14 protein-coding genes, 1 tRNA gene and 1 riboswitch are annotated in these 16650 nt (G+C 69.0%); of the genes, 10 read left to right on the plus strand and 5 right to left on the minus strand.

The window, feature by feature from the left end:
• Positions 1-35: 35 nt before the first annotated feature.
• The gene (locus QSJ59_RS07240; protein WP_285758117.1) at positions 36-257 is read left to right on the plus strand and encodes a hypothetical protein; all 222 of its coding nucleotides are present in this window, start codon (positions 36-38) and stop codon (positions 255-257) included.
• Positions 257-1678, plus strand: a complete 1422-nt coding sequence (locus QSJ59_RS07245; RefSeq protein WP_285758118.1) for an FtsK/SpoIIIE domain-containing protein — start codon at positions 257-259, stop codon at positions 1676-1678. Before QSJ59_RS07240 ends, QSJ59_RS07245 begins: the two co-directional genes overlap by 1 nt.
• Here QSJ59_RS07245 and QSJ59_RS07250 read toward each other — a convergent pair.
• Positions 1645-1839 carry a hypothetical protein gene (locus tag QSJ59_RS07250; RefSeq protein WP_285758119.1) on the minus strand — a complete coding sequence of 65 codons (195 nt, stop codon included), beginning with the start codon at positions 1837-1839 and terminating at the stop codon, positions 1645-1647. The two genes, QSJ59_RS07245 and QSJ59_RS07250, sit on opposite strands and share 34 nt — an antisense overlap.
• A gap of 77 nt (positions 1840-1916) precedes the next feature.
• Here QSJ59_RS07250 and QSJ59_RS07255 point away from each other — a divergent pair, with 77 nt between their 5' ends.
• From QSJ59_RS07255 to QSJ59_RS07265, 3 genes are read left to right on the plus strand one after another with little or no spacing between them, the layout of a single operon-like run.
• Positions 1917-3593, plus strand: a complete 1677-nt coding sequence (locus tag QSJ59_RS07255; RefSeq protein ID WP_285758121.1) for a replication initiator — start codon at positions 1917-1919, stop codon at positions 3591-3593.
• The gene (locus QSJ59_RS07260; protein ID WP_285758123.1) at positions 3590-3799 is read left to right on the plus strand and encodes a helix-turn-helix transcriptional regulator; all 210 of its coding nucleotides are present in this window, start codon (positions 3590-3592) and stop codon (positions 3797-3799) included. The genes QSJ59_RS07255 and QSJ59_RS07260 overlap by 4 nt, the downstream gene beginning before the upstream one ends.
• Before the next feature lie 22 nt (positions 3800-3821).
• Positions 3822-5021 carry a tyrosine-type recombinase/integrase gene (locus tag QSJ59_RS07265; protein ID WP_285758125.1) on the plus strand — a complete coding sequence of 400 codons (1200 nt, stop codon included), beginning with the start codon at positions 3822-3824 and terminating at the stop codon, positions 5019-5021.
• Positions 5022-5144: 123 nt separating this feature from the next.
• Here the strand turns inward: QSJ59_RS07265 and QSJ59_RS07270 are convergent.
• Positions 5145-5220 (minus strand) — tRNA-Arg (locus tag QSJ59_RS07270).
• 228 nt (positions 5221-5448) lie between these two features.
• Here QSJ59_RS07270 and QSJ59_RS07275 point away from each other — a divergent pair.
• The 4 genes from QSJ59_RS07275 (at position 5449) to tenA (ending at position 10437) form a co-directional block, all read left to right on the plus strand.
• Positions 5449-6918, plus strand: a complete 1470-nt coding sequence (locus QSJ59_RS07275; protein WP_432707444.1) for an NAD-dependent succinate-semialdehyde dehydrogenase — start codon at positions 5449-5451, stop codon at positions 6916-6918.
• Between the two features lie 1387 nt (positions 6919-8305).
• On the plus strand, positions 8306-8968 hold the full coding sequence (locus QSJ59_RS07280) for a response regulator (RefSeq protein ID WP_285758127.1): 663 nt from the start codon (positions 8306-8308) through the stop codon (positions 8966-8968).
• Between the two features lie 62 nt (positions 8969-9030).
• Positions 9031-9438, plus strand: coding sequence for a pyridoxamine 5'-phosphate oxidase family protein (locus QSJ59_RS07285; RefSeq protein WP_285758129.1), 408 nt, complete (start codon positions 9031-9033; stop codon positions 9436-9438).
• Between the two features lie 176 nt (positions 9439-9614).
• A riboswitch (TPP riboswitch) is annotated at positions 9615-9741 on the plus strand.
• A complete protein-coding gene (gene tenA, locus QSJ59_RS07290; protein ID WP_285758131.1) occupies positions 9733-10437 on the plus strand; it encodes a thiaminase II in 705 nt (234 codons plus the stop codon). It overlaps the preceding riboswitch by 9 nt.
• Before the next feature lie 111 nt (positions 10438-10548).
• On the opposite strand, the gene QSJ59_RS07295 is transcribed toward tenA, so the two are convergent.
• The 3 genes from QSJ59_RS07295 to QSJ59_RS07305 all read right to left on the minus strand — a co-directional run bounded on the left by QSJ59_RS07295 (position 10549) and on the right by QSJ59_RS07305 (position 14132).
• Positions 10549-11352, minus strand: coding sequence for a hypothetical protein (locus QSJ59_RS07295; RefSeq protein ID WP_285758133.1), 804 nt, complete (start codon positions 11350-11352; stop codon positions 10549-10551).
• A gap of 164 nt (positions 11353-11516) precedes the next feature.
• Entirely contained in the window at positions 11517-13037 is a 1521-nt protein-coding gene (locus tag QSJ59_RS07300) for a hypothetical protein (protein WP_285758134.1), read from the minus strand.
• A 324-nt stretch (positions 13038-13361) separates the two neighbouring features.
• On the minus strand, positions 13362-14132 hold the full coding sequence (locus QSJ59_RS07305) for a hypothetical protein (RefSeq protein WP_285758136.1): 771 nt from the start codon (positions 14130-14132) through the stop codon (positions 13362-13364).
• Between the two features lie 763 nt (positions 14133-14895).
• On the opposite strand from QSJ59_RS07305, the gene QSJ59_RS07310 reads away from it, so the two are divergent.
• Positions 14896-16554: a sensor histidine kinase gene (locus QSJ59_RS07310; protein WP_285758751.1), complete on the plus strand. Its 1659-nt coding sequence runs from the start codon at positions 14896-14898 to the stop codon at positions 16552-16554.
• Positions 16555-16650 lie beyond the last annotated feature (96 nt).

Genomic DNA, 16650 nt, shown 5'->3' on the forward strand with positions numbered 1-16650 from the left:
TACAGGCTATGACGTCCCCCCAACACCCGCGCCCAGTGACCGCCCGTGACATCGCCGCGTTCCTGGCCGAGGTGCAGACCCGCGCTATGCGAACCGACCTCACCCCCACCGAGAACCTGGCGTTCTTCCAACGCAAGGCCGACCTGATGGACCGCATCGCCCACGAGTCACCCGACCCCGACGCGCTGCGCGTAGCGGCCAACGCACGCGCCCAACTGACCGCCGCCCGTGCCCAGGTCAACGGGGAGGGGTTCTGATGCTGTCCAACCGACCCGGAACCCATCAGGTCACGTTGACCACGCGCGTTCCCGCGCACGCTTTCCGCTTCTCCACCCCTGTTGTTGAGACTCCGGGGATCTTGATCATCGGCCGGTGGATCGGGCGCGTCATCGCGTTCTTCGCCCGCCTCCCGTTCCGTTTTCCTGTCGCCGTTGGGACCGTGACGGTCTCGGGGCTGGTCGGCTACTTCCTGGGCTGGGGAGCCTTGGCCGCCCTGTGGTCGGTCATCGATATCGGGTTGTTGGTGTGGTGGCGGCGCTGGCCCTCAACGTTCCGAACCCTCCTCGGCCTTCGGGCCATCGCCGCGTGGCGGTGGGTGTGGGTCTACCGGCGCCACTGGCAACCAGTCCTGGTCGTCGCCGGGTTGGCCGAAACCTACGCCGAACGCCAATACCTGCCCCGCATCCAACGGGTCACCTGCTCACAGTGGTCCGACCGGGTTCGAGTGAGGTTGGTAGCCGGCACCACCCCCGCGCATTTCGAGGAACGTGTGACCGAGCTGGCCCACGGATTCGGCGCACCCTCCTGCCGCGTCACCACCCTCGGGGCCCGCGACATCGTGTTGGAGTTCCCCCGACGCGACACCCTCGCCAACCCCATCAACGCCTTACCGATCCCCGACGTCGCGGACCTGGACGCTCTCCCGGTGGGTCAACGTGAGGACGGCACCCCCTGGCTGCTCAAACTCCACGGAACCCACGTCCTGGTAGTCGGCGTGACGGGCGCGGGCAAGGGCTCGGTGATCTGGTCGGCCATCCGCGCAATGCTCCCCGCCCTCTCGGATGGAACCGCGCAGGTGTGGGCCATCGACCCCAAACGCATGGAACTCTCCTACGGCCGCACCCTCTTCGCCCGCTACGCCGACACCGGCGAAACCGCGGTGGCCTTGCTCGAACAAGCCGTGAGTGACATGCAGGAGCGGGCCGAGCGCTACGCGGGCAAACAGCGCTCACATACCCCGACGGTGGATGACCCGTTCGTGGTCGTGGTCCTGGACGAAGTCGCGTTCCTGACGGCCTACCACCCTGATCGCGACGTCCGCCGACGTGCGGAGAACGCCATCGCCACCCTCACCAGCCAAGGCCGCTCGGTGGGCTTCACCGTCTTGGCCGCGTTGCAGGACCCGCGCAAAGAGGTGATGAACCTGCGCAACCTCTTCCCCGACAAGATCGCCCTGCGCCTGGACGAAGCGACCCAGGTGGACATGGTGCTGGGTGAAGGCGCACGGGATCGCGGAGCCAACGCCCATTTGATCGACCCGGAGTTGCCCGGGGTGGCGTTCGTGCGGCTGGAGGGCTCACCCGTGCCGGTGCGGGTCCGCGCGGCCTACGTCTCCGACGACGACATCACCGCCATGGCCAAGGACTACGGCTCTTGCGAGGCGGTGGAACCGTGCTGACGTTGGCGATACAGCCTCACCAGCAAGAACACGAGAAACCCCGATATGAGCAGCGCCGACAGGGCGCAGAACATCAAAAGGCCGGTGTGCTGTTGCACGTAGGCCACCAGCATCCCGGCCAGGGCTCCCACCAGGCTGAAGACAGGGCTGATCAGGTACACCCCCCGAATGTCTCCCCGCGTCCCATCACCGATGGTCCTCACCTGTACCTCTCACGCTCTGGGCCGGGGGTGCTCTGATGCCCACCCCGACCGGTAAATCCACCCGGGCCGAGCGTATGGCCCAACCCCTGGCGCGGGAAGTGGCCGAGCAGATCGCCGCCGACAAGGGCGTGTGCATCCGCCCGGTCTCCCTGCGCCGTACCGACCTGGACACCGGGGCCACTTCGATCGTCGATGTGCCGTGCGGGGCGACGCTTGAATCCCGGTGCCCGGCGTGTGCGAAGAGGAAACGATCGATCCGGCGCACCCAGTGCGAAGAGGGCTGGCACCTCACGAATGAACCGGTCATCACCCCCGACGACCCGACCGAGGTTCAACGGGAGTGGGTGGCCAAGCGGGCCGTGGTCACCGCCGAACGCGACGCGCTGGCCGCGACCGGACACGCCACCCCCCACGACCTCGCGGCGTTGGATGCGGCAATCGCGGACCTGGACACCGAGATCACCGCCTCCGGACTGCGCGGCAAAGCCGGACCTTCCCCCGATGCCCCGCCCAAGTCGCGCCGCACCCGCTCCACCCGACGCCGACAAGACGCCCCGGACCTGCCCAAGCGACCCATGACCAAAAGGACCGTGGGTCAGACCTTCACCGACCCCGAGTCGGGCGCGACCTTCCGGCCCTCACTGTTCATCACCCTCACCTGCGACACCTACGGCCGCGTCAGAAGCGACGGAACCCCGGTCGACTTCTCGACCTATGACTACCGGCGCGCCGCACGCGACGCCCTGCACTTCTCCAAGCTCATCGACCGCTTCGTCCAAAACCTGCGCCGCGTCGTGGGCTATGACGTCCAGTACTTCGCGGCGGTAGAACCCCAGCGGCGGTTGGCTCCGCACCTGCACATGGCCACCCGGGGAACGATCCCCCGTAGTGAGTTGAAGCAGATCGCCGCCGCCACCTACCACCAAGTGTGGTGGCCCACCACCGACGAGGTCGTCTACGAGAACGACGACTTTCGGTATTGGAACGACGACCTTGGTGGCTATGCCGATACCGAAACCGGGGAGATCCTGCCCACTTGGGATGAGGCCCTGGACGCACTCGACGCTGACGAGGACGCCGAGCCCATGCACGTGGTGCGCTTCGGACCCCAAATCGACGCCAAAGGCGTTCTCGCCGGATCGGCCGACGCTGACCGGTGCGTGCGCTACCTCGCCAAGTACCTCACCAAGGACATCGCGGGATGCCATGCGATCGAGAGCGACCGACAGGAACAGCACGTTGACCGTCTCGTCCACGCGCTGCGCTTCGAGCCGTGCTCACCCCGGTGTGCCAACTGGCTTCGCTACGGCGTGCAGCCCAAGGACGCCAAAGCCGGAATGCGACCCGGCTACTGCTCCTCCAAAGCCCACAAACGCGAATACCTGGGATATGCCGGACGCCGGGTCCTAGTCTCGCGCAAGTGGTCGGGAAAGACCCTGGCCGACCACAAGGCCGACCGCCTCGCCTGGGTCCTGGACACCCTGGGCATCGACCCCGACAGCGACCCCGAAAACACAGACTCGCCGCTGCGGTTGACCACCACCGACCGCAACACCGTGTGGGAACTGGCCCGACCCACCGACCCCGACGTCCCACCCCGCGAACACCGCCTCCTGCGAGCAGTCGGGGAGTCACTCAAACGCCGCGCCCGACTCGACCAAGCGCGACAAGCCAACGACCTTTCGGCAACCGCAGAGACGAGGGCGGCATGAGTACGACGACGGTGACTGTGGAGCCTTCCGGGCACCGGACCGCTCCCGTCCTGTGGTCGGTCAAGGACACCGCCGCCTATCTGCGGGTGCCCGCGAAGACGCTCTATGAGTGGCGCTACAAGAACGACGGTCCGCCCTCGCATCGGGTCGGCCGCTACGTGCGTTACGTCCCCTCCGAGGTCCACGACTGGGTGCTCACCCGCTGACCCCCAACGGAAAGGAAGTCTGATGGCTCGCGCGTGGATCTACGACCGGACCAAGGACAAGAGCTATACCGCGTCGGTGAAGAAGGCCAAGGCCGCCAAGCGCACACCCCCGGGGCGCTGGATGGTCCGGTACTACGACCCTGCCGGCCGGATCAAGAGCGGCGGGACGTTCCAGAAGAAGCCCGACGCCGAGAAGCGGCAGACGGAGATCGAGAACAGCCTCCACGAGGGCAGTTACCGCAACCCCCACGACGGCAAGGTCACCGTGGGGGAGATGGCGGAGAAGTGGCTGAGTGCCCGCACCGACATCAAGCGCTCGACCTGGTGGAAGTACCGGGCGCTCCTGGACGGCCACGTTCTTCCCCGCTGGGGCGCACTGCCGCTGACGGCCGTGTACTCCGAGGACATCGCGGTGTGGGTGGCCCTGCTCCAGAAACCGCGCCACGAGGGCGGGGCCAACCTGGGTGCATCCCAGACGCGCGGGGCGGTCACCGTCCTCTCGATGGTGCTGGGGTGGTGCGTCCCCCGGCGCATCCCCTTCAACCCGGCCAAGGGGATGCCGTTGCCCAAGTCGAGTGAGGCCGAACACGTCTACCTCGACCACGTCCAGGTGGAAGCGCTCGCGAACGCCGCCGCGTCGCTGCGTACGAGCTACGACCAGGTGTCGGCCTCGGCGCACAACAACCGGGTGCTCGTCCTGCTGCTGGCCTACACGGGGTTGCGCTGGAACGAGGCCGCCGCGCTGCGGGTGGGCCGGGTGGACCTGGACCGCAAGCGCATCCGGGTCGTGACGACCTTCGCCGAGGTGGAAGGCGAGCTGATCGAACAGCCGCCCAAGACGGGCAAGTTCCGCACGGTGCCCGTCCCCACCTCGCTCGTTCCGGAGCTGCGGCCCTTCGTGCAGGGGCGTGGTGCCGACGGTCTGGTGTTCACCACTCGGCGGGGTACGCCGCTGCGGCTGCGCAACTGGCGAAACCGGGAGTTCGGCAAGGCAGTGAAGGCCGCCGGGCTGCATGAGATGGGGCTCACCCCGCACAAGCTCCGACACACGGCCGCGTCGTTGGCGATCGCCGCCGGGGCCGACGTGAAGGTGGTTCAGGCGATGCTCGGCCACGCCACCGCCACCATGACCCTGGACCGCTACGGGCACCTCTTCCCCGACCGCCTGGACGAGGTGGCCGACGCGATGGACATCGCCCGGCTGCGCGCGCTCACCGCGTGAGGGAACCGGGCCGTGTGCACTGAATGTGCACCGCAGTGCTTCGGGGGAGGTTCCAGCGGGCATGAAAAAACCGCCGGTCTTGCGCGAATGCGCAGGTCCGGCGGTTTGTTTGCTGTCTTCAGCTGGTGCACTCGGAGGGACTCGAACCCCCAACCTTCTGATCCGTAGTCAGATGCTCTATCCGTTGAGCTACGAGTGCGTGTCTTCAATTGTGTCGGTTGGTGTGCCTTCCGACGTGAAAAACTCTAGCACAGCGTGGGTGCAGCCCCGGACTGGTTTGACCGGGGCCGGGTAGCCCCGCCGCGCTCTCGGACTCCGAGCGCCGTGCTCCTGTTAGCGGACGCCCACGGCGGGAAGTCGTCTCCTTACGGGGTCGACCCGGCCAGAGGCGGGTCGCAGCCGTCGAAGTGGGAGTGAGGAACCGGATATGACCATGACAGAGCGTGCCGCCCGACTCATCGACAGCGCCGCCAAGCAGTTGTTCGTCGGGGGGGAGTGGCGGGGCGCGGCCTCGGGGGAGGTCTTCGCGGTCGAGGACCCCTCGACCGGAAAACCGTTGTGCGAGGTCGCCGACGCCTCCTCCGACGATGCCCGTGCCGCCCTCGACGCGGCGGTCGCGACCCAGCCCGTCTGGGGCAAGTATCCGCCCAGGGAACGCGGCGAGATCCTGCGGTCCGCCTACGAGCTGATGCTGAAACGCCAGGACGACCTCGCCCTTCTCATGACACTGGAGATGGGTAAGTCGCTCAACGAGGCCAAGGGCGAGATCGCCTACGCCGCCGAGTTCTTCCGCTGGTTCGCGGAGGAGGCCGTGCGGATCGAGGGCAGCTACTCCCTCTCACCCGACGGAAAGGCCCGCTTCCTGGTGATGCGCCAACCGGTCGGGCCCACCATGCTCATCACCCCGTGGAACTTCCCCATGGCCATGGGGACCCGCAAGATCGGCCCCGCGATCGCCGCCGGGTGCACCATGATCCTCAAGCCCGCCCAGCAGACACCGCTGTCCGCGCTGGCACTCGCCGGCATCCTCGCCGAGGCCGGTCTTCCCGAGGGCGTGCTCAGCGTCCTGCCGACCACCAGCGCCGGTGCGCTGACCGAACCGCTGCTACGCGGCGGCCAGATCCGCAAACTCTCCTTCACCGGCTCCACCGGAGTCGGGCGTTCGCTCCTGGAGCAGAGCGCCCAACAGGTCCTGCGGACCTCCATGGAACTGGGCGGCAACGCGCCCTTCGTCGTCTTCGACGACGCCGACCTCGATGCCGCGGTGGACGGTGCGATGCAGGCCAAGATGCGCAACATCGGCGAGGCGTGCACGTCCGCGAACCGCTTCTACGTCCAGTCCGGGGTGGCTGCGGAGTTCGCGCGCCGGCTCACCGAACGGATGGCGGCCCTCACCGTGGGCCCGGGAGTCGAGGAGGGGGTGGACGTCGGTCCGCTCATCGACGACAAGGCGCGGCAGAAGGTCCAGAGCCTGGTGGACGACGCCGTCAGTCGTGGGGCGCGGGTGCTTCTGGGCGGCAGCGCTGGGGAAGGGGCCGGGTACTTCTACCAGCCCACGGTCCTCACCGACGTCCCCAAGGACAGCGAGCTCTCCACCACCGAGATCTTCGGTCCGGTGGCCCCCGTTATTTCCTTCGAGACCGAGGCCGAGGTGATCGGGGCCGCCAACGACACCGAGTTCGGGTTGGTCGCCTACCTCTACACCCGGGATCTCGCCCGCGCCTTCCGGGTCAGTGAGGCGTTGGAGAGCGGGATGATCGGCCTCAACCAGGGGATCGTGTCCAACCCGGCAGCCCCCTTCGGCGGGGTCAAGCAGTCGGGGCTGGGACGTGAGGGCGGACGAGTGGGAATCGACGAATACCTGGAGACCAAGTACGTGGGGGTCGGCGGTATCTGAGCCGAGGACACGAAGGTTGGTCTTCCTGGGGAAACGCGAACGGTCCCGCCCGGCTTTCGCCCGGCGGGACCGTTCACTGACAGGACGGCACGGCGGTCGCCTCACGGCGGATTGCACAACGCGGCTCCGAAGACCGTCCGGGCGACCACCGGAGTGGACGCCGGACGCGGTATTCCGCGAAGGCTGTTAATTGGAGCCCGGGGGACACTTTCTACCGCGCCGACCCGTACCCTGCACAACGGGTACATGATCCCCGGAATTCCCCGGGCTCAATCTTTTTTGGTCCCCTTGCCGGCAGTGGGCGCTGTCCTGCGCGGACCGTCGGGAAAGAGGCACGGCGGGCGTTGCGCCCGAGATCCTCCACCCGGCCCAGGGCGACGGCCGCCGCTCGATCCGCAGCCGGGGCCGGCCCTGGTACTCGGGCGTGCTGTAGCGGCCCGGCGTGCCCCGGGTGATGATCGACGACGCCAACGCGACGTCGTGCTACGGGGGCACCGTCAGCGAGCGGGTGTTGAGCGGTGCCGCCGCGCGGATCCAGTACCGGCGTCTGCCGAAAGCCGCTCCAGCCGCGGAGCGGGACGCGGGAGGAGAAACACGAATGCGCGTGGACCGGGTCCCGGTCGCCCCGGGTATGCCAAGAGCCTCGGGGGGAGGGCGCGGCTGCCTCACCGGTGACAGTCTGCCCGGACTGCTCCGGTTACCGGGTCGCTGACCACCCGATCGTTCTCCTCGGTGTCGGTGTCGGTGTCGGTGGTGAACGGGGATGGATCAGGAGCCCCTGCTGGACCGGGACGCGCTCCACGGCGAGGGGCTCGGTCCGCGGACCGGGGCGGCGGAGCCGTGGAGGGCGTCGCAATCCGAATCGTTACTCAAGGTGGGGGATTTTCCACGGAGTGTGCCACGAGCGAGCTGGGTCGGGTGCCCCCTGCTCGGTTCGGGCTGCGCGGTACGTTGCCGTCGCGGAATTTTTCGCGGATCTGGATCATCCTTCGAAAAGGGTATTCGGATTTCATTGGTATCCGGTGTGAGGTTCGGTGGCCGGGGGTGGGGATTCTTCGATTGATGGCCCTCTGGCCTGCGGTTTTGTGGCGCTGTGCGTATATCTCCTGATTGCTTCGCATCGTTTTGTGAAGTGGGTTCGCGTACTCCTGGACGATCTGGGGAATCGAGGGCCTGTGTGCTTCTCGTCGTCTCTTTCGATCGGTGGGTGAAAATTGTTCATTTTCTTGTGGGAAAAGCGGTTTCCCGGAGTGGCCGGCCTGCTGGGCGGATGTCTGTTTCAGGACCTTCGTCCCCGGCCAATTGAGTCATTCGGCGTGGTCCCCGCCGGAGCGGAGCGTTACGGTCGAGAGGGGAGACTTCGGCAGCGAAACGGTGGAGGCTAGCGATGTCCAGGGCGGCCACGCCTGATCCGATCAAGGTGTTCTTGGTCGACGACCACGAAGTCGTGCGACGGGGGGTCGCCGCACTGCTGGAGGGCGAAGGCGACATGCGCGTCGTCGGAGAGGCCGGCACCGCCGAACAGGCGATGAGTCGGGTTCCGGCGGTTCGTCCCCACGTCGCCGTACTCGATGTCCGGCTCCCCGACGGTTCGGGGGTCGGAGTCTGCCGCGACATCCGATCAGGCCACCCCGAGATCGCCTGCCTGATGCTCACGTCGTTCGCCGACGACGAGGCATTGTTCGACGCGGTGATGGCCGGCGCGGCCGGATACGTCCTCAAACAGATCCACGGAGCCGACCTGGTCGGCGCGGTCCGCACCGTCGCCTCCGGAGGCTCGCTGCTGGATCCCAAGAGCACGGGAAGAATGCTCGACCGGCTCCGCGGCCGCGGAGGCAAGACCGACCCGCTGGCGGTGCTCACCCCGCAGGAACGCCAGATCCTCGACCTCATCGGTGAGGGGTTGACCAACCGCCAGATCGGCGATCGCCTCTACTTGGCGGAGAAGACGGTCAAGAACTACGTGTCGAGCCTGCTCGCCAAGCTCGACCTCAAGCGCAGGACGCAGGCGGCGGTCCTCGTCGCCCAGTTGCGCGGCAAGGGGAACTGATCCTCGCCAGTGGGCGGCCGGACCGCCCGAGCAGTGGATCGAGCGGGGAGGGGCAGGACGGGATGCGGATCGACACCGCGGGCCTTGAGATCCTCAGGCGAGCCGAGTGCCTGCGCCTGCTCGCCGCGGCGCCGATAGGGCGCATCGTCTTCACCGATCGGGCGCTGCCCGCGATCCAACCGGTGAACTTCACCTTGCACGGAGCCGACATCATCGTGCGCACCGCACCGGACACGAAGCTGGCCCAGGCGACTCGCGACTCCGTGGTCGCCTTCGAGGTCGACGACTACGACGTCTACGAGCGCACCGGGTGGTCCGTCACGGTCGTGGGCATCGGCCGCGCGGTGACCGACCTCGCCGAACTCGCCGAGCTTCGGACCCTCCCGCTGCGGGCATGGGCCCCCGGGGACCGCGCGCACTACATCCGCATCGAGACCGACATCGTCACCGGCCGGCGCATACCCGGGTGACCCGGTCGCGCCCCGGCGGCCGGGGCCGTGATCGTCCCCGTTGCCGACGGATACAGGGACCGTCGCAGGAACCACCCAAGGGCCTCGCCTCTTCGGCGCGAGCCGGTACCGGCCGCGCACCGGCGTTCGCCGACGCCGCCATGCCCGACGGCGCAGCGCTCCAGTACTGTGATGGCCGTAACCACGCGGGGTGTCCCGAGACCGTCCGTTCCCGCGGACGCAGGACTGAGACGGGCCGATCGGCCCGAACCCGTCGAACCTGATCTCGTTGACACGAGCGGAGGGACGTTGGGCATGATTCCTGTTGCCCCTGATGAAACCGGTTTCACAGCCGAGCTGGGCCGTCGGCACGCCGACCTTTTCGAGGCCTTCTACCAGCATCCGTTCTTGCGGGGGATGCGTGCGGGCACACTCGCCAAGGAGCAGGTGCTGCACTACGTCGGCCAGGACCACCAGTACCTGACCGCCTACATCCGCTGCTACGGCCTGGGGTTGGCGCTCTCGCCCGACCGCGAGTGGATGCGCTACTTCCACGACAGCGTGGCCTTCGTGCTCAGCGAGGAGGACCACGCCCACCAGGCGCTGTGCGACTTCGCGGGGACCAGCTACGCCGACGCGCAGGTGGACGTGCTCGCCCCCAGCGCGCAGGCCTACGTCAACCACATGATGGAAGCGGGGCGCGACAGTCTCGCCGTTCTTCTGGCGGCGCTGTTGCCCTGCCCGTGGACCTACCTGTGGTCGGCGCAGCGCTTCCTCGCCGAGGGGACCCTTGGAGAGGACCACCCCTTCCACGGCTGGTGGGCCTTCTACGCCGACCCCTCGATGGGCAGCACCCTGACCCGGCTCCGGGGTCTGCTCGACGAACTGGCGGCTCAGGCGGGAGCTGCGGAGCTGGAGCGGATCGAGAAGGCGTTCGTGGCCAGTGTCCATCACGAGGTCCGCTTCTGGCAGATGGCGTGGTCCCTGGAGGACTGGACCCCCGTAGGCTCCGACAGCTGAGCCCTGCACGGTCGCCAGTGATCCGACCGTGCCACATCTGGGGAACAACCCTGGGGGTGGCTCGCTCCCGGTAGAGAACAGGCCGGGAGCGAGCCACTCCTGCTATGTCGCCTACAGCAGCGGCAGCCCGCTGTTGATGTCCACGCCCTCGGTCAGTCCGCCGAGCAGGTCACCCGGCGCCACGGAGTCCGTCCGCGCCTCGGGCAGACCGATCGTGCCGGCGGCGGAGGCCAGCCCGGCGACCTGGCCGACAGCGGAATCGATGCCGGCCTGCTGCACCTGGACCTGGTCCCGCAGCTCCTTGGTGGTCGCCGGTGCGACCGTGCCGGGCAGTGCGGTCACGTCGCTCAGCTCCGGGAGCCCGGCGGGCAACCCCACCGGCGCGGCCTGCGCGCTGCGCGCGGGCGCGGGCAGGGTGACGGGCTGCTCCGGCAGCACCACGGTCTGGTCGGGCAGCGCAAGCGAGCCCGGCAGACCGGCCAGGGCGGCACCGCCGGGAAGCGCGGACGCAGTGGGCAGCGCGGCCAGGTCAACCAGGTCAACCGGGGAGCTCTGGTGCACCTTCGTCGTGGGAAGCCCGTTGGCCCCCAGCGGGGTGGCCACCCCGGGGTCGCCGATGATGAGCAGGCGGGGGAGGGTGGCCAGGCCGGTGTTGAGGTCGCCCAACTGGCTGCCCAGGTCGGTGGCCTCGGCGGGCGACAGCTCCGGTGCGGCCTGGGAGGTGCGGGGCAGGCCGCCGAGGGACGCGGTGATCGGGCCGGTGATCTTCTCGGCGACGGTGCCGGTCTGGGCCACGGCGTTGAGGTCGGTGGCGGAGCCGTCGACGATCGCGGCGGAGGCGATCCCGCCGCTCAGCGCGACGAAGCCGGCAGTCAGCAGGAGGGTCTTGGCGGACGTACGGGCGAAGGTGAACATCGTGGTCTTCCTCGTGTCGGGTGTTCGCTGGCTGGCGCGTCGGTCATGGCCCTGGTGCGAAACCGACCCACGCGCGGGGAACGGCCGTGCCGGGCGGCGTGGCCGAAGGGGGTGGGGCCCGGAAACGGGCGGGTGCTTCCGGGCCCGGTGAAAGGCGGTCCGTACTACAGGAGGGGCAGCCCGGGCAGTTCGTCGGTGATCGAGCGGTCGGAGGTGGTCACGCCGGTGTCCACGGGCAGCTCGGGGAGCCGCTCGACCGCCGACAGGCGAGGCAGGCCGGGGAGTTCGACCGGGACGGACACGGGGGACGCCTGCTGCTGGCGGGGCAGACTGGCCAGCAGGTCGTTGGTCAGTTTGGTCTCGGTGAGCACGTCGCTGGCGGCCTTGCCGACGACGTGGGCCGGAGTGGCGAGGTTGGTGCCGGTGACCAGCCCGCTCGGGGCCTGCTCCTGGTTGGTGCCGGGAATCCCGTTCTCGAAGTGCGGGAGGCCGGCCGGAACGCCGGAGGGTGTTGCGGGGCCGCTCTGGAACTGGCGGGGGGCAAGCCCGACGACCGCGTCGGCCAGCTGTTCCTCGATGGCGGGTTCGGCGTTGAGCACGCCCATGTCCACGCCCTCCAGCGGTGACAGCGCCGTGCCCTGCTGGCTTTCGCGGGTGCCGCCGGGCAGTGCGGGAAGCTCGATCCCGGTCAGTTTGGTCACGAGCTGCTGCTCGATGGAGTCGCGCCCGCTCAGGACGCCGACGCTGCCGCCCTCGATCGGAACGGCAACAGTGTCGGGACGGCCCGCCGGGCCGGCCTGTGCGGTGCGCGCAGTGCCGGGCAGGCTCGCTCCGTCGAGCATGCGGGTCAGGTCACCGGTGGACAGGCCGGCGACAAGGGCCTCTGCCGGTGCGATCAGCTCACCGACGGACGGGGTCGCGATCAGGGTGTCGGGCTGCTGCTGGGGCAGGTCGGCCAGGTCGGTGCGGTGGTGCTGGGGCTCGCGGGCGCCGCCGGTCAGCGAGTCCAGGTCCAGCTTGGGCACCAGACCGGTCACGCCGCCCAGCGCCGGGCCCCCGAGCTGCGTCTTTTCGGTGAGGTCGGTGCCCAGGCCGGCGGTCGCGCTGTCCGCGACCGACTTCACCGTCAGTTGGCCGGCCCCCTCGTTCAACTGGTCCGCGCCGGCGCTCAGCTGGCTCGCACCGTCGCCCAACCCGTCCAGCAGCGTGTCCGCTCCGTCGCGGACCTGCTTCGTCCCCAGGTCGGAGGTCGCCCGGTGCGACTGCGGCGAGCGGGTGTCCAGTGCGCTCAACGGGGTTTCGGCCAAAAGTTCCCGCACACCGGTGGCCTCGTCCACCTCGTCGGAGACCTGCTCGGGGATTCCGGCCACGGTCGGAACGTGCGGGGCGACGGTACCGGCGGGAGCGCCTGCCAGGGTCTCCACGACGCCTCCGGTGGGCGTGAGCCCCAGGCCGGTCGGGCCGCTCTGGGGCAGGCGGCCCTGCCCGCCCAGGACGCCCGTGGGCAGGGCCTTGGTCAGACCGGTCGCACCGAGCGCGTCCGCGCTCCCGCCGAGAGGGGCACCGAGGTTTCCGGTGGGCAGCATACTGTCCGCGACTGCGATTCCGGTTCCCAGGCCGACGAATCCCGCCACCCCGGCGGTGAGCAGAATGGCTTTGGCGGATTTGCGGGCGAACGTGAACATAGAGGTCCTTCGGTGTTGTCAGTGGGGGCGGGCCTGTCCGGCCGCGCCGCGGTACTCATGTGTGATTAGGGGCCGGCCGCCTCGCGTGTCCGAGGACGGTGCGGGCTGGCGTGCCGGGAGTCAGCTGTGAGGTCTGGCGGACCACTGGCTGACCTGAATCCCGTGGGACGGGGTTACGGGACTCAGGTCAACCCCCAGCGGAAGAGGCGCTGGGAGGGGGAGCCGCCGGCCGAAGGCCGGTACGGGCAGGGGCTGTCGCACGTGCCATGACGTCTGCGAGTGCCTGCTGTCGCCGGGAAGAGATCCGGCGGTCGGTCCGGTCGGCTAGTCGGGGGAGGAGAAGTGCTCGTCCGCGGGCTGCTGCGGGACGAGTTCCAGCGCGTGCCTGGTCGCCGACGCCAGCGCATCGCCCTTGGGGGCGACGGGCTGGTGGGCCAGGTATCCGGCGAACCCGCCGGGGAAAGCGCCGCTCTGTGCCTGGGGGGACCCTGCTGAGACGGACTGGTGCGCTGACGCGACCGGTTCGTCGGGCAGGACCGGCGCCGGAGCCGGTGCGTGCGTCAGAGCGCCCGCGGTGAACGCGGTCGGTCCGCTCCGGGCTGCGGGCTGGTGAGGTGACACGGAAGGAGAGGGAGAGGGGGAGGCATTGAGGACCGGGGCCTCCGCGGATTCGCGGGGGGTGGGCTCTGCCTCGGTCTCGGTCCCGTTCTCAACCGCAGGCTCCGCCGGCAGCGTTCGGGGCGGTACGGCCCTGGCGGGCCCGGCCGGCTGGGTGATGCCGACGATCGCACCGACGGGCGTGGTCGACTGGTGAAGCCCCTGGAGGTCGGGAAGGACGATTTCGGGGTGTTGTTCGCCGACCACAGTGGCGGGGACCGTCTCGGTGACTGCCGAACGGGCTCCGCTCACGATGTTTTCCGCCGTGTGAGCGACCGAGAGGAGTTCCGTTCCGGCCGTGCTGTGTTCCGCGGCTGTCGTGGTGACCGCCTCGGTGGCGCGGTCCAGGGTCGCCAATGCGTCGGCTCCGGCCGGCGCGGAGCCGACCAGCCACGCCGTGGCCATGAACCCGCCGATGACCATCAGGCGGCGTGCCATTGGGGACCTCAGGGCACGGGCGACACCGAAGGAGCGCGTCGTGCGCTCTTTTCGGCTGTTCCGTGCCACAGCGTGGTCCCCTCGACGGCGGCAAGCCTGATTGTCGCTCAGAGTGGCGATCGGCTACGAAAAGTGACCGTAGCATGATCGGTTGTGACCGCAACCCGAATTCCGGGAAATCTTCGGGCCCCAACCCATCAGGTATGTCCGTGGGGCGACCACCTGGCCCGGGAGGCCCCCGGGGAGGCCGGGACGGCCAGAAGGCGCCGGTCATCGGTCGGTGCGACGGCTCGGGACCAAAGGCCCGGGCGAAACCAGGGCTTTGGACCGCTGTTAGGCCGTGCGTCACACGGTTTACTCGTTCAGGTAGCGGGGCCGGGGCGTGCGGTCCTCACCCCGCCTGCCACCCCTTCGGGGCGGTGCGCATGAAGCGAGGTCGAATCCGAGGCCGCCGTCGCGGCCTTCTCGCTCATGATGACCCCGAGGTCAGGAGCCCGGACCGGTACGCGGACCCGTCCGGGCTCCACTCCTCCCGCCGTGGTGTGCAGGAGAGCGGCAATCCATTCGGTCGCTCCGGAACACCTCCCCAATGTCACGGTCCTCGGCCACGATCGCCCCGAAACCGTCTATCTGAAAGGGATTCAGGGTCCGAACGGTGGCCCGGTTTGCTCTCATTGCGGTGAATCAGGGGATAGCGTGGTCTCGGAGGTATGGACACGTGCCCGAGCCCCCGGTGCGCCCAGAGCGCCCATTGCTGCCCCAAATGCGGTTGGACGAGTTGCTCACCGAGGTCCAGGCCCGCCTGGCCGACGCACTCTCCACCAGAGACCGGCTCCACTCGCTACTGGAAGCCGTCGTCTCCATTGGCGGTGACCTCGATTTGGCCACCGTGCTGCGAAGACTCACCAAGGCCGCCGCACACCTGGTCAACGCCCGTTACGCCGGTCTGGGGGTGGTGGACCACAACGGCAACGTCAGCGAGTTCATCCCCGTCGGCTTCACCGAAGAGCAGTTCCGGCGCATGCCGCACTACCCGCGCGGCAAGGGCCTGCTCGCCTACCCCACCCGCGAACGCCGTTCTCTGCGGTTGAGCCGGATGCAGGATCATCCGAGCTTTCACGGGTTTCCCGAAGGCCACCCCCCGATGACCACCTTCCTCGGTGTACCCATCCAGGTGCGCGACGAGGTGTTCGGCAACCTCTATCTCACCGAGAAGTACGACGGCGGCGAGTTCGACGAGGACGACGAGGCGATCGTCAGCGCGTTGGCCACTGCCGCGGGGGTTGCCATCGCCAACGCCCGACTCTACGAGGAGAGCCGCCAACGGGAGCGCTGGCGTTCGGCCTCCACCGAGATCACCACGCGGTTGCTGTCGGGGGTGGCGGCCGAGGAGGTACTGGCCTACCTGGCCGAGCAGGCCCGCGAGATGGTCGACGCCGACATCGCCGCTGTGATGCTGCCCGACTCCCAGGACGGTTACCTCGTCGCCGAGATCGCCGAGGGCGCCGGCGCCAAAGAGCTGCTCGGCATGGCAGTCGAGGTGGAAGGGACCGAGTGCGGTTCCGTGTACCGCAGGGGCGAGGGGGTCATGGTGGCCGACCTGCGCGAACTCGCCCTTCCGTTCCCGCCGGAGTACGATTTCCGCCCCGGCCTCCTCGTCCCCCTCGGTTCGCCCCACCATGCCCGCGGCGTCCTCTTGCTGGGCAAAGCCGGACTGAGCAGCCCGTTCAACCCTGCGGCGCTGGGAATGCTGAGCGCTTTCTCCGGCCAGGCGGCCGTCGCCCTGGAGTTGGCGGAGGCGCGCCACGACGCCGAGCGGCTGGTCGTGCTCGAGGACCGCGACCGTATCGCCAAGGACCTGCACGACATCGTCATTCAGCGGCTGTTCGCCTCCGCCATGACCTTGATGAGCACGGTCCGCATGATCGCCGATCCCGAAGCGGGCAACCGCGTCCAGCGCACGATCGACGACCTGGACGAGACGATCCGCGAGATCAGGTCCACCGTCTTCGCGCTCCAGGCGACCACCGAGGTCCAGGAGGCATCTCTTCGCGGACGCATCCTCACCACGGTGGAGAACGCCGCACACACGCTGGTCTGCCGGCCCGGTGTCGGGTTGGACGGGCCGATCGACGCCTCGGTCCCCGACGACGTGGGGGACCACGTGCTTGCCGTGTTGCGCGAGGCCCTTTCCAACGTGGCCAGACACGCCAGCGCCGACGAAGTCCACGTCAGTGTGCAGGCGGAGGACGGCGAGCTGCGATTGGAGGTCGGCGACAACGGAGTGGGCATCCCTGAACAAGGCCGCCGCAGCGGACTCCGCAACATGGCCGAGCGCGCCACCGGGTTGGGGGGGCACTTCGCCGTCTCCCCGCGGGCCGGCGGTGGCACGCTCCTGGAATGGGTTGTCCCCATCGGCTAGCGACCCGGTTCGATGGGGTGATGCGCGCGCCGGTCGCCCGGGACGCCGACGGGCCGGAGCCCCACTGCGGTCCGTCCCGGGAAACACGTCGGGCGG

The sequence above is a fragment of the Nocardiopsis ansamitocini genome (assembly GCF_030268225.1).
GTDB lineage: Bacteria > Actinomycetota > Actinomycetes > Streptosporangiales > Streptosporangiaceae > Nocardiopsis_D > Nocardiopsis_D ansamitocini.